Here is a 13,521-nt window from a genome sequence, read left to right on the forward strand (position 1 = left end):
AGTGTATGCATGTTAAAGAGTTATTTAATCTAAAGGGAAAAACAGCCATCGTTACAGGTGGAGGACGTGGACTCGGCGAACAAATAGCTGAAGGATTTGCTGAAGCTGGTGCAAATGTAGTTGTCTGTTCCAGAAAGGAAGAAAATTGCAAGGAAGTAAGTGAGAAGCTAGAAGAAATTGGAGTTCAGACATTAGCATTAAAGTGTGACATCACTAATCCAGAAGATATTAAACAGGTAGTTGCACAGACCGTTGAAAAATTTGGAGGCATCGACATTTTGGTAAATAACAGTGGTGCAACTTGGGGAGCACCAGTTGATGATATGCCATTAGAAGCCTTTCAAAAAGTGATAAATGTCAATGTTATTGGGACTTTTTTAATGTCACAAGCGGTAGGAAAAGTTATGAAGGATCAAGAATATGGCAAAATAATCAATATTGCCTCAGTAGCTGGTTTAAAAGGTTCTGATCCTGAGTTAATGGATGCAATTGGTTATAACACGAGTAAAGGGGGAGTAATTACATTCACAAAAGATCTAGCAGTGAAATGGGGGCCTAGTGGAATCTACGTAAATGCCATTGCGCCAGGATTTTTCCCAACAAAAATGTCGAAAGTTTTAATTGAAAGGAGCAAGGATAAATTTCTAAGCCGAACACCTCTACGTAAGTTTGGAACAGATACAGATCTAAAAGGTGTAGCATTATTTTTAGCTTCTTCGGCATCTGACTTTGTTACAGGAGAAACCATAGTAGTAGATGGAGGATCTGCTGCAATGTAGCATCATACTTTATGAAAATGGATGTGAATAAATGATGAATAGAGGTAGAGATGCGGTAATTGTTTCTGCTGTCCGAACAGCGATTGCCAGGCAAGGAGGAGCATTAGCGACGGTGCCTGCACATGTGTTTGGGGCAGAAGTAATCAAAGAATCAGTGAAGCGAGCAAAGGTAGATCCAGAGCTAATCGATGATGTCATTATGGGGAATGTATTAAGCGGTGGGGGAAATATCGCTAGATTAGCAGCTTTACAAGCAGATTTATCCTTACATTTACCAGGACTAACTATTGATCGTCAGTGTGGCTCGGGAATCAATGCCATTGTTCTTGCGCAGCAGGCTATTCAGTCAGGAATGGGAGACATTTATGTCGCTGGAGGTATGGAAAGTATGAGCCGTGCTCCATATTTGATGGATCGGCCAGATAAAGCGTTTAGTCCTGTGCCGCCAACGATTCGTAAATCCAAACTCTCTCCAGAGCACATAGGCGATCCACCGATGGGAATAACGGCTGAAAACCTTGCAAAAAAATATAATATTTCTAGAGAAGAACAAGATGAATATGCGCTTTCAAGTCAACAACGAATGGAAGAAGCAATGAGAGAAGGGCGATTTAAAGAACAAATTGTACCAATTTCAGTTCCTCTACGAAAAGAAGCAGCCATTGTTTTCGATACTGACGAGCATCCACGTCCAAACTCGACTATGGAAGGATTAAAGAAATTACCACCTGCTTTTGTTAAAGAGGGAACAGTGACTGCTGGTAGTAGTTCTGGATTAAATGACGCGGCATCTGCTCTTGTGATTATGTCGAGAGAAAAAGCAGAAGAATTAAATTTAACACCATTGGCAATTGTTAGAAATGCTGCAGTGGCAGGTGTGGACCCAAATGTGATGGGGATCGGTCCTGTTCCAGCTACACAAAAACTACTCAGAAAAGCAAATTTAAGCTTAAGAGATATTGATCTTATCGAATTAAATGAAGCATTTGCAGCACAAGTTATAGCCTGTGATCGTGAGCTTGCATTTAATCGAAACAAATTAAATGTAAATGGCGGCGCAATTGCTCATGGACACCCACTTGGAGCAACAGGAGCTATTTTAATAACAAAAATGGTGTATGAGTTACAGCGAATCGGTGGCAACTATGGACTTGTAACAGCGTGTATTGGTGGTGGGCAAGGAATTTCTGCATTAATTGAAAGAGAATAGTAGTGAGGTGTAATCGAGGCTTATAACATTTGTGTGGATTATGTATGCTATAATATAACCCACAAAAATGAGAGGAACATAGATTATGAGAGATAAAATTATTCAAGTGAGTATACCATTGTTTGATACACATGGTTACAGCGAAACATCCATTCAAGGTATTGTAGATGCATTAGGAGTTACCAAAGGTACTTTCTATTATTATTACAAGAGCAAACAAGAATTATTAAAGGATATTAATTTAACGTATATTCAAAACCTTTTACTTTCCCAAGAAGAAATTTTGAATGATAGTACCTTAACCTATAAAGAAAAGCTATACAATAATGTGTTATTAATTATCCGCAATATTCGAAAACAGCGACAGAGTGCGAGAATATTTGCCAGAGAAATTCGTCATTTGCAAGGCGAAAACTTAGAAGTCGTGAGAAATATACGAAATAAATTCAGAAAAAATACGCAAACAATTATTACAAAGGGAATAGAAGAAGGAGAGTTTAATAAAAACATTCGTCCGGATATTTTAACACTAGGAATTCTTGGGATTACAAATTGGAGTTATTATTGGTTTAATCCAGATGGAGAAGTATCTGAAGAAGAACTTACCGAATATTATATGGAGTTAATTTTAAATGGAATAAATCTCGAATAGTCAATCCATACAGAAAGGTGTATGAATATGTATGAAGGATGAGATTGAAGTATATGTAAGGTTTAGTGAAACAGATATGCTTGGGCATGTGAACAATACAAGTTATTTCTTATACTTTGAAGAGGCTCGAACTAAATTCTTTAAGAAAATTCTTCCTAATCGAGACTCTTCTTTAGGATTTATATTGGCTTCGATCAAATGTGATTTTCTACAACAGGCATATGGAGATGAAATATTAAAAGTAATTACAACTATTTCAAAAATCGGTGGCAAGAGTTTTCATATGCAACACACGCTAGTGAATAAGCAGGATGAAAAAATTGCCCAAGCGACAGCTGTAATTGTCTGTTTTAATTATGAGAAGCAACAATCGGTAGCTATCCCAGAACAATTAAGAGCCAACCTTGAAGCATGGTTCGCAACAACTGTGAAGTGAATTTTTCGATGTAAGGAGGATAAAGATGCCAGCAGAGACCATTCCAGTTCGTCGTGGAGAAGAAATTGATCAACGAGCTTTGGAAGATTTCTTAAGAGAAGAGCTAACAAATATTCCAACTGGACCTTTAACGATGAAGCAATTCAGTGCAGGACGATCGAATCTGACTTATCTATTGAAAATTGGAAATTGGGAAGCGGTTTTGAGAAGACCGCCACTAGGTCCAGTTGCCCCAAAAGCGCATGACATGGGCAGAGAATTTAGTATTTTAGAGGCAATACAAGCCCATTTTTCACCTGCTCCTAAAGCATTTATATATGGTGAAGCGAACGTAATTGGAAGTCCTTTTTTTGTAATGGAAAGGAAAAAAGGAATTGTATTAGATACGGATTTTCCTGAAGAGTTGCAGGTAACCGATGAATTATGCCGTAAAGTTTCAGAAAATATGGTTGATACATTGGTAACACTTCATCAGATAGACTACACCAAAACGGATCTAGTGAATTTTACCAAACCAGAGGGCTTCTTAGAAAGACAGGTTCATGGTTGGATTAAAAGGTATGATAAATCAAAAACTGATGAGATTAACGGGGTGGAACAATTAAAAACTTGGTTGATAAAACATATTCCAACTTCCTCGGAAACTACCATTATTCATTATGATTATAAATTGAATAACTTAATGTTTAATGACGATTTTAGTGAAATTGTCGGATTGTTTGATTGGGAAATGACTACAGTCGGCGATCCTTTAGCAGATTTAGGAGTTGCGATGAGTTACTGGACTGAGTTAAATGATTCTCCGTTATTACAAAAAGGTTTAGGTGATAAAGAGGTAACTACACAGTACTCCGGCTTTTTTACTAGAAATGATTGGATAGAAACCTATTCTAAGAAAAGCGGAAGAGATGTTTCCCATATCCATTTTTACCTGACATTTGCTTATTTTAAGTTAGCTGTCATTTGCCAACAAATTTATTACCGTTGGCATCAAGGTCAAACAAACGATGAGAGATTTAAGCAATTAAATGGTTATGTAAAAAACCTCATCACGTATGCACTGGAAAATACGCATAAAAAAATATAACCCTTTTGAATGAGGTGTTTAATTGGGGAAAATACATGTTGTGCTTAAGAAAGAGGAGTTAAATCGAAAAAAGTTAGAAGGAAAGATTGTGGTAGTATTTGATATTTTATTAGCTACTTCCACCATTACCACTGTATTAGAACATGGTGCTAAAGAAGTCATACCTGTCCTTCATGGAGACGAAGCAAAGCGGGAAGCATGTAAAGTAAGGAAGGAAAACTGTTTATTGGTTGGAGAATATCAGGGCTTAACGTTAGAAGGTTTTCTTTCTCCGAGTCCAAGATTGCTCAAGTGAATGAAAAAACAGTAATACTTTCCACAACGAATGGAACTGTTGCAATGAAGAATGCTCATGCAGCGAACGAAGTATATGCTGCTTCATTATTAAATTCAGTCTCTGTAGCGAAAGAAATTTTGCAATATTACAAAAATGAGACGATTATACTAGTATGCTCTGGTTCATCTGGTGGATTTAATGTAGAGGATTTTTATGGAGCAGGTTATTTCATTGAATGTCTCGAGAAGTATTCTAATGAGCATTTGGAGTGGATGTTGACAGATGCAGCCATGGCATCTCATCAATTTTATCTTGGAAAAGATAACCAAGCAGAAGAAGTACTACTAAACTCTCGGGTAGGAAGAAAGTTAGTAGAGATGGGGCATCATCATGATATTCAATATGTAGCTGAAAAAGATACCTGTTTTGTAGTTCCTTATTTAAAAGATGGTACGTATGTGATTCACAAAAATTTAAAGAGGTGACGAAAATGTCTGAATTTACGTATGAAGATGTAATTGTAGAAATACAGGAAAATGTTATGTATATAACGTTAAATCGGCCTGATCGTTTAAACGCGTTTAGTCCAGAAATGATACTAGGTCTAAAAGAAGCATTAACTGAAGCTAACGCGAATGATCGAGTAAAAGCTATTGTTATCAAGGGAGCTGGAAGAGCATTTAGTGCTGGTGGGGATGTAAAAACAATGGGGGTGAAGGATCCTATTCACACTTACGATCATATCGGCAAATTAAATGAGTTAATCATTCAAATGAATAATTTAGAGAAGCCAATTATTGCTGCAGTACATGGCTATGCAGCTGGCGCTGGATTCAACTTAGCATTGGCAAGTGATTTAATTGTAGCTACGGAAGGAAGTAATTTTATCCTTAGTTTTTCTAAAGTAGGTTTAATTTCTGATGGTGGCGGATTATATTTTCTTCCAAGGTTAATTGGTCCATATTTAGCAAAAGAGCTATTTTTTAATGCCGAGCCAATCACTGTTGAGAAGGCACATACATTAGGAATTGTTAATCAAATTTATACAGAAGAACAATTCGATGTTGAAGTCGAAAAGTTCGCGTCTAACATAGCGTCTGGTCCTAGTTACGCATATGGATTTATTAAAAAACTTACCAATCTCTCACTCACCTCCAATTTGTCAGAAATTCTGGAGCAAGAGAGAATTACACAAGCGACAATGGTAACAACGGAGGACCATGCTGAAGGAGTACGCGCGTTTAAGGAAAAGAGAAATCCGCAATTTGGTAAAAACGAAAGTAAAGAAAGAAGTCAATAATCAATTTGAAAAGTATTTATTCGACAAAATGTAAACGCTTTAATTTATAAGAATATAAGTTTGCGTTTAAAGCCGGTGCCTGAGGAAAGCGTCCATCTGCAATGAAGATCAAAATAAAATATCTATTAAGAAATTGACCCACTATATGAATTTATAGAAAGAAGGGGGAGAATGCATGGAGATATTAATACAACAGTTATTCAATGGTTTAACGATCGGTAGTGTATATAGTTTAGTAGCATTAGGTCTCACACTTGTTTATGGAATTTTGCATGTACCCAATTTTGCTCATGGAGCCATTTATATGATTGGTGGCTACGTAACATTAACGATGATGGTCTATTTGGGATTATCTTATTGGCTATCGATGCTTATTTCTGTATTAGTAGTTGGAACCCTAGCATTATTAATGGAACGTCTTATATTCCATCCTCTAAGAAATTCTATCTCCATTAATAGTATGATTGCTGCAATTGGAATGTTGTTATTTTTAGAAGCGTTTGCTCAGCTGTTCTGGGGTCCAGATTTTCGAGAGATGCCAACACCATACAATGAAGTAGTCAATGTATTTGGATTAACATTTACGGTTCAGAGAATCTTGATTGTTGTGGCAGCAATTGTTGTTATGATATTACTTTATGCTTTTCTTAAGAAAACGTTTATAGGTCGAACTATCATTGCATTGTCGCAAAATCGAGAAGGTGCGTTTTTGGTTGGTATTAATGCGAATAAAGTAGCGATGTTGACTTTCTTTATAGCTGGCGCTTTAGCGGCAATTGCAGCATCACTTACATCGCCAATCAATCTTGTATTTCCCGGCATGGGACACCTCGTTATCTTAAAGGCATTTGTTATTATTATTATCGGTGGTATGGGTAGTATACCTGGTGCTATTGTAGGTGGTTATATTTTAGGATTTAGTGAAAGTATTGGGGCAACCTATATCTCTAGTGATTATAAAGATATTATTGCTTTCGTTCTTCTGATCATTATTCTCTCTATCAAGCCTAATGGCATATTTGCTAAGGGGGAACACTAAATGATTAAAAATAATACACAAAAATATATCGTTATTGGATTACTCATGGTTGCTATTCTCTTCCCTCTATTCACCCAAAATAATTACTATATTCATGTCATGACGCTATCGTTTATATGGATGATCGCCGTATATGGATTAAATATACTGGCGGGATATACCGGTTATTTATCATTGGCTCATGCTGGATTCTTTGCAATTGGAGCATATGCATTAGGCTTACTAACCGTAAAGGCAGAAGTGGGTTTTTGGCTAGCTTTAATTTTAGCACCAATTATAACAACAATCATTGGATTTGGAATTGGTTTAATTGCATTGCGCACCAAGGAACATTTTTTTGCTATATACACACTTTGTGTAGGGTACGTCATCTATTTATTAATTGATAAGTGGGATAGTTTAACAGAAGGAGTTCGCGGACTAATGGGCATACCGTTACCATCTGATATTGGTCCAATCTCTTTTGAGAGTAATATCGCTCAATACTATTTCATTTTAATCGTATTGCTTTTCTCTATTTTCGTGATTTATAGAATTGTAAATTCCATAGTCGGAAAAAAGCTAATCGCAATTCGTAATAGTGAACAACTCGCTTTATCATTAGGTATTTCAACGAAAAAAAATAAACTACTTGCTTTTGTATTATCTACGTTTTTTGCAGGATTAGCGGGTGCGTTATATGCAAGTTTTATACGGTTCCTAGGTCCAGATATCGGTTCTACAAATATAACATTTGATCTACTCATGTATTTAATTGTCGGAGGTATTGGTACATTATCTGGTCCGATTATAGGTACTCTATTAGTCGTATGGCTTTCTCAAAATCTACAATTCTTACAAGATTATCGAATGCTAATATTTGGTCCATTATTGGCACTGTTAATCATTTTCTCCCCTCGAGGTATTGTAGGTATGTTCTCTAGCATGAAGCAAAACATCCAACAAAAAAGAGATTTACGGCAAAAACAACTAAAAAAAGAAGCGTAGAAAGGGGTGTATACATGTATATAGAAACAAAGGCATTATCCAAACAGTTTGGGGGATTAAGTGCCGTAAATAATGTTGATTTTTCAATAGATAAAGGGAAAATAAACGCAATTATTGGCCCAAACGGAGCAGGGAAAACAACATTTTTTAACTTAATCAGTGGTGTTCACAAACCTACTTCAGGGCAAGTGATGTTTAAAGGCAAAGATATTTCTACATTACCAGCAAATAAAATCGCTGAATTAGGGGTTGCACGAACTTTTCAAACTACAAATCTATTTGAAAAATCGACTGTTTTTGAAAATGTTGTCGTTGGTCATAGTTTACGAACTCAATCAAATTTGTGGGATGCGATCTTTCGAACAAAACGGTTAAAACAAGAACAAGACCAATCAAATCAGAAAGCGCTAGAGGTCATTTCATTTGTTGGTTTATCAAATATAGCGGATGTACCAGTTGCAAATTTGTCACAAGAAGAGAAAAAAAGAGTAGCATTTGCACTTGCATTGGCGACAGATCCTGAAATTATTTTTCTAGATGAACCAACAGCTGGAGTGAATCCTGATGAAACGGAAGAATTATCTGCATTAATTAAAAAAATGGCGCAGCAAGGAATTACTATTTGTCTTATTGAACACAAGATGAAAATGATTATGGAGTTAGCTCACAAAATCATGGTATTAAATTATGGTGAAAAGATTGCTGAAGGCACACCGAAACAAATTAATCAGAATGAGGAAGTGATTCGTGCTTATTTAGGGGGGAGTGCAAGTGCTTGAGCTAAATAAAGTTACTGTGAAATATGGAAATTATGCAGCTGTAAACAATATTAATATTCAAGTAAATCAGGGCGGAATTGTTGTATTACTCGGATCTAATGGAGCTGGGAAAAGTACAGTATTTCGTGCAATAAGTGGATTGAACAAACCAGCTTCTGGTGAAATAAACTTTGAAGGCATCGCATTGAATGGAAAATCACCAGATAAGATTGTGCAAGCAGGGATTGTACAATGTGCAGAGGACCGAAAATTATTTCCTCGAATGACAGTTCAGGACAATTTGATAATGGGGGCTTATATCCATAGAAAAACCAAAAGTAGAATAAAGCAGACCCTAAAGGAAGTCTACGAGTTATTTCCAATATTGCATGAAAAACGTCATCATATGGCAGGTTCACTAAGTGGTGGACAACAGCAGATGGTAGCTATTGGAAGAGCACTAATGGCTAAACCGAAGTTAATGTTGTTAGATGAACCTTCCATAGGATTGGCGCCTTTAATTGTGGAGCAAATGTTTGATAGTATTCAACAAATTAATCAGGAAGGAACTACTATCCTACTAGCAGAACAAAATGCGAATGCTGCTTTAAACATTGCCAATAAGGGCTATGTCTTTGAAAACGGAGGAATTGTAGTAGAAGGTCCAAAAGAAGAGTTGCTTTCAAATGAAGAAGTTAGAAAGGCTTATATTGGGGCTTAAAACTCAATATCTTAAAAATAGGAGGAATTTTAATGAGAAAAAACAAAATTTTCTTAAGTTTGATTTCCTTTTTGCTTATCGTGATTTTAACGGGATGTATTGACGGTAATACATCCAATAATAACAGTTCAGACTCTAGTACGAAGGCAGAGACAGAAGAAAAGGTTGTTAATATTGGATATACGGGTCCTTTAAGTGGTTCTGCTGCATTATATGGGGAAAATACTTTAAATGGTTTAGAAATGGCAGCAGAAGAAATTAATGAAGAGGGATTTGAGGTTAATGGTGAAACATATAAATTAAATATTGTTTCTCTTGATGATAAATATTTACCAAATGAGTCAGCTTCTAATGCCAAACGATTAGTGCAAGAAAACGCTACACCAATTATTTATACCCCACATAGTGGTGGTATTGCAGCGCTTCAAGTATTTAATGAGCAAGAGAATTTTATTATTGGTGCATATTCTAGTGAACCTGCAATTACAGAACAGGGAAATGAATTAACCGTAAGAATTCCACCAAGTTATCACGGATATGTCGAACCTTTTACAACATATTCGATGGAGCGGTTTGGAAATAAATTAGCAGTGATTCCTCCAGTAACACAGTACGGTCAAGATTGGGCAGAGGAATTACTGCCTCATTGGGAGGAACAAGGGGGAGAGGTAGTTCACAAGGCATCAGTAGATTTTGCAAAAGAAACGGATTTTTATACTTTATTGACCAACGCTTTAGAATCAGATCCTGATGTAATCTTCCTCGGAGGACCGTCAGAACCAACAGCGAATGTGGTTAATCAGGCGAGACAGCTTGGATTTGAAGGTGGATTTATTATTATGGACCAAGCCAAATTAGATGAGATGAAACGAATTACAGAGACGTATGACGTCTTGGAAGGTGCGATTGGAACGATGCCATTAGTCGAAGCGGATTATCCTGGCGTACCAGCATTTGTAGAGAAATATACAGAAGAACATGGAATTGAACCGGGATCAGAAGCTGGTTTTCATTATGTGAGTTTGTATATTTTTGTTGAAGCAATGAAAGCAGCAGGAAATGTAGAGGATGCTACCGTAATCCGAGAGCATATACAGGATGGTTTAGATGCTTTGCCAGAAGATAAACAAGTATATGTCATCCCAAGTATAGACGAGAATGGTGCATTCGAAATTGTTACGAGAGTCAGTGCAGTAGAAGATGGAGAAATAATAGGTATCCCAATCGATTAACCTTTTCTAATCATTTTTAAAACAATAAAACTTGGCATTTTTCACTGCCAAGTTTTACTTCTTTTTTCCATAAGAAGCAATGATTATGTACGGAACAGGAGGTAATCCGATATGAATTTTGAATTAGATGAAGATATTCAAATTATCAAGGATAACGTACGGAATTTTATTCAAACAGAGGTAGAGCAGGTTGCTGATAATATTGAACGAAATAATAAAATACCTGATCGAATAATCGAATTATCAAAACAAATGGGATTATTTGGTTTAAGTATACCCGAACAATATGGGGGATTAGGTATTGGAATGGTAGGAAAATGTGCATTATATGAAGAAATTGGAGTCACCCATAATGGGTATACAACACTCATTGGTGCTCATACTGGAATTGGTACTGTTGGAATAGTAGAGATGGGAAACGAACAACAAAAACAGAAATACTTACCTCTTATGGCAAGCGGAGAAAAAATTGGTGCATTTGCCCTTACAGAACCGGAAGCTGGATCAAATGCAAGTGCTTTGAAAACATCGGCTATTAAAAAGAAAGATAAATATATATTAAATGGAACAAAACACTATATTACCAATGCCACTGAGGCAGAAGTGTTTACTGTGATGGCAGTTACCGATCCTGCCAAAGGTGCTAAAGGCATTTCTTCTTTTATTGTTGAGAAAAGTAATTTGGGATTTCATGTAGGCGCAGTTGAAGAGAAGATGGGGCTAAAAGGTTCTCACTCTGCAGAAATAATTTTAGATGATTGTGAAGTTTCAGTAGAGAATTTACTTGGTGAAGAAGGGCAAGGGTATGTGAATGCATTAAAAATTTTAACGAATGGTCGAGCTGGTTTGGCGGCTCGAAATTTAGGGTCATGCCAGAAACTCTTAGATATGTCGACTACCTATGCAATTGAAAGACAACAATTCGGGACATCGATTATTGACCATCAAGCAGTAGCACATATGTTAGCAGAAATGGCTGTGGAGATAGAGGCATTGCGGGCCTTAACATATAAAGTGGCGTGGATGGTAGATAATGGAGAAAATGTCATTAAAGAAGCAGCGATGTTAAAACTATATGGTTCCGAAGTATACAACCGAGTGGCAGATAAAGCAGTTCAAGTGCATGGGGGAATTGGTTATATATCTGATTTTCCAGTGGAACGATATTATAGAGATGCGCGTATTACTCGGATTTATGAAGGAACATCGGAAATTCAGAAGAATATTATTGCAGGACAATTGAAAAAACACTATAGCAACAGATAAGAAGCAGGGAGGTATAAAGGTGGAGGATCCGATCGTTATTGTTAGTGCAATTAGAACGCCAATTGGAGCATATGGCCAATCATTGAAAAACATATCATCTGGTTTCCTAGCAAGCCATGTAGTGAAAGAATCATTGAGAAGAGTCAATCTTCCTGCTGATCATATAGATGAGGTTATTTTAGGAGAAGTAAGACAATCAACAGAATCATCGAATATTGCTAGAGTCGCAGCACTAAGAGCTGGTATTCCTGAACAAGTTACTGCTTTCACGGTAAATAGATTATGTGCTTCTGGAATTCAAGCAGTGACATCCGGAGTGCAACAAATTCTAAGCAATCAAGCTGATATTGTAGTAGCGGGGGGAGCAGAGAGTATGAGCCGATCTCCAATATATTTACGAAATACTAGATTTGGAGGGGATCGAACAACTATCGTAGATTCTAATTTAGAAGCAGGACAACAACCTCCAGAAATCTATGGTAAGAGCCTATCAATGGGAATTACCGCTGAGAATGTTGCTAGGAAATATAAAATATCAAGAGAAGATCAAGATGCATTTGCATTAGAAAGCCAGCACAGAGCAAAAAAAGCCATCGAAACAGGACGATTTAAAAAAGAGATAGCCCCTATCGAAGTTAAGGAAAAGAAACAAACATCTGTATTTGCAGTAGATGAATATCCTCGACTTGATACATCTTTAGAGAAACTAGCAAGTCTAAAACCGGTATTTGAAGCAGACGGTACGGTGACGGCAGGTAATGCTTGTGGCAGAAATGATGGGGCGTCAGCTCTGGTAATCATGAAAGAGTCACGGGCCAAACATCTTGGGTTGAAACCACTCGCAAGAATTATAGACTGGAGTACAGCAGGTGTGTCTCCTGAAATGATGGGGATTGGACCAGTACCCGCAGTCAATCAATTACTTAAACGAACGAATAAAACATTGCAAGACATAGATTTAATAGAATTAAATGAAGCATTTGCCTCTCAAAGTATCGCTGTCATCCGCCAACTAGGTTTGGATTATGAAAAAGTAAATGTTAATGGTGGTGCAATTGCATTAGGTCATCCGGTCGGTGCTACAGGAACACGGATAATTACGACATTAATCTATGAGTTAATTCGAAGAAAACAACAATATGGCATAGCTACCTTGTGCGCTGGTGGCGGTCAAGGAATGGCAATATTAATTGAACAATGCTAAGCTATTTTGCATTATCAGGATATGTTGATTGTATATGATTGAGAGATTTCTTAATTAAATGACGTAAAGTATCCAGATTAATATCACTGAGTTTATTAATGTAGACGCATGATTTTCCTGTAGTGTACTTCCCTAAATCTGTCAATAATTCATTATCTTGAGAAACTTCTGTTGAGAGATAGAGACTGATTTTTGATTTTCTAGGAGAATATCCTACCATTAAAGATTCACCCGAGTGGCCAGAAGCGTATTTATATTTGTATTTTCCAAAACCAATAATACTTGTTCCCCACATCTTTGCTGGATACTCAGTAGATTCGGTAAATATATCTAATAATTGATAAGCATCTTCTTTCTTTTGAACATGATCGATACTTTCGATGAATTGAATAACACTGTTTTCTGTTTCTTTTGTTTTTAGTTCATACATTTTCATCGCTCCTCCTACTATGATTGATAATAGTATAACAAACGAATCGTATAATTAATAAACTATCTTTATAAAAATGTTGCGCTGCTTGATTTTTTCGTTCAGTCGAATCGCTTTTTTGCTGCCATTCACCGATCCAACTA

16 protein-coding genes are annotated in these 13,521 nt (G+C 36.6%); 15 read left to right on the forward strand and 1 reads right to left on the reverse strand.

Going from position 1 to position 13,521, the window contains the following annotated elements; translation table 11 throughout:
* The first annotated feature begins 5 nt into the window (after positions 1–5).
* The 15 genes from OB_RS03690 (at position 6) to OB_RS03755 (ending at position 12,948) form a co-directional block, all read left to right on the forward strand.
* Positions 6–779: an SDR family oxidoreductase gene (locus OB_RS03690; RefSeq protein ID WP_011065083.1), complete on the forward strand. Its 774-nt coding sequence runs from the start codon at positions 6–8 to the stop codon at positions 777–779.
* A 34-nt stretch (positions 780–813) separates the two neighbouring features.
* On the forward strand, positions 814–1,989 hold the full coding sequence (locus tag OB_RS03695; RefSeq protein ID WP_011065084.1) for a thiolase family protein: 1,176 nt from the start codon (positions 814–816) through the stop codon (positions 1,987–1,989).
* An 85-nt stretch (positions 1,990–2,074) separates the two neighbouring features.
* Entirely contained in the window at positions 2,075–2,641 is a 567-nt protein-coding gene (locus tag OB_RS03700; protein ID WP_011065085.1) for a TetR/AcrR family transcriptional regulator, read from the forward strand.
* A gap of 31 nt (positions 2,642–2,672) precedes the next feature.
* Positions 2,673–3,077, forward strand: coding sequence for an acyl-CoA thioesterase (locus OB_RS03705; protein WP_011065086.1), 405 nt, complete (start codon positions 2,673–2,675; stop codon positions 3,075–3,077).
* Positions 3,078–3,102: 25 nt separating this feature from the next.
* On the forward strand, positions 3,103–4,164 hold the full coding sequence (locus tag OB_RS03710) for a phosphotransferase family protein (protein ID WP_011065087.1): 1,062 nt from the start codon (positions 3,103–3,105) through the stop codon (positions 4,162–4,164).
* A 22-nt stretch (positions 4,165–4,186) separates the two neighbouring features.
* Positions 4,187–4,459, forward strand: coding sequence for a 2-phosphosulfolactate phosphatase (locus tag OB_RS18745; RefSeq protein ID WP_011065088.1), 273 nt, complete (start codon positions 4,187–4,189; stop codon positions 4,457–4,459).
* The gene (locus tag OB_RS03715; protein WP_011065089.1) at positions 4,456–4,926 is read left to right on the forward strand and encodes a 2-phosphosulfolactate phosphatase; all 471 of its coding nucleotides are present in this window, start codon (positions 4,456–4,458) and stop codon (positions 4,924–4,926) included. Before OB_RS18745 ends, OB_RS03715 begins: the two co-directional genes overlap by 4 nt.
* A 5-nt stretch (positions 4,927–4,931) precedes the next feature.
* Entirely contained in the window at positions 4,932–5,741 is an 810-nt protein-coding gene (locus tag OB_RS03720; RefSeq protein WP_011065090.1) for an enoyl-CoA hydratase/isomerase family protein, read from the forward strand.
* A 175-nt stretch (positions 5,742–5,916) separates the two neighbouring features.
* Positions 5,917–6,780, forward strand: coding sequence for a branched-chain amino acid ABC transporter permease (locus OB_RS03725; protein ID WP_011065091.1), 864 nt, complete (start codon positions 5,917–5,919; stop codon positions 6,778–6,780).
* Positions 6,781–7,767, forward strand: a complete 987-nt coding sequence (locus tag OB_RS03730) for a branched-chain amino acid ABC transporter permease (RefSeq protein WP_011065092.1) — start codon at positions 6,781–6,783, stop codon at positions 7,765–7,767.
* A gap of 14 nt (positions 7,768–7,781) precedes the next feature.
* Positions 7,782–8,546: an ABC transporter ATP-binding protein gene (locus OB_RS03735; protein WP_011065093.1), complete on the forward strand. Its 765-nt coding sequence runs from the start codon at positions 7,782–7,784 to the stop codon at positions 8,544–8,546.
* Positions 8,539–9,246 (forward strand): ABC transporter ATP-binding protein, encoded by a 708-nt coding sequence (locus OB_RS03740; protein ID WP_011065094.1) that lies wholly within the window; start codon positions 8,539–8,541, stop codon positions 9,244–9,246. Before OB_RS03735 ends, OB_RS03740 begins: the two co-directional genes overlap by 8 nt.
* A 32-nt stretch (positions 9,247–9,278) precedes the next feature.
* Complete coding sequence (locus OB_RS03745; protein WP_011065095.1) at positions 9,279–10,478, forward strand: ABC transporter substrate-binding protein; 1,200 nt, start codon at positions 9,279–9,281, stop codon at positions 10,476–10,478.
* A gap of 111 nt (positions 10,479–10,589) precedes the next feature.
* On the forward strand, positions 10,590–11,744 hold the full coding sequence (locus OB_RS03750; protein ID WP_011065096.1) for an acyl-CoA dehydrogenase family protein: 1,155 nt from the start codon (positions 10,590–10,592) through the stop codon (positions 11,742–11,744).
* A gap of 19 nt (positions 11,745–11,763) precedes the next feature.
* Complete coding sequence (locus tag OB_RS03755) at positions 11,764–12,948, forward strand: thiolase family protein (protein WP_011065097.1); 1,185 nt, start codon at positions 11,764–11,766, stop codon at positions 12,946–12,948.
* Position 12,949: 1 nt separating this feature from the next.
* Here the strand turns inward: OB_RS03755 and OB_RS03760 are convergent, their stop codons facing one another.
* A complete protein-coding gene (locus tag OB_RS03760) occupies positions 12,950–13,378 on the reverse strand; it encodes a DUF1801 domain-containing protein (protein ID WP_011065098.1) in 429 nt (142 codons plus the stop codon).
* Positions 13,379–13,521 lie beyond the last annotated feature (143 nt).

The sequence above is a fragment of the Oceanobacillus iheyensis HTE831 genome (assembly GCF_000011245.1).
Lineage (GTDB): Bacteria > Bacillota > Bacilli > Bacillales > Amphibacillaceae > Oceanobacillus > Oceanobacillus iheyensis.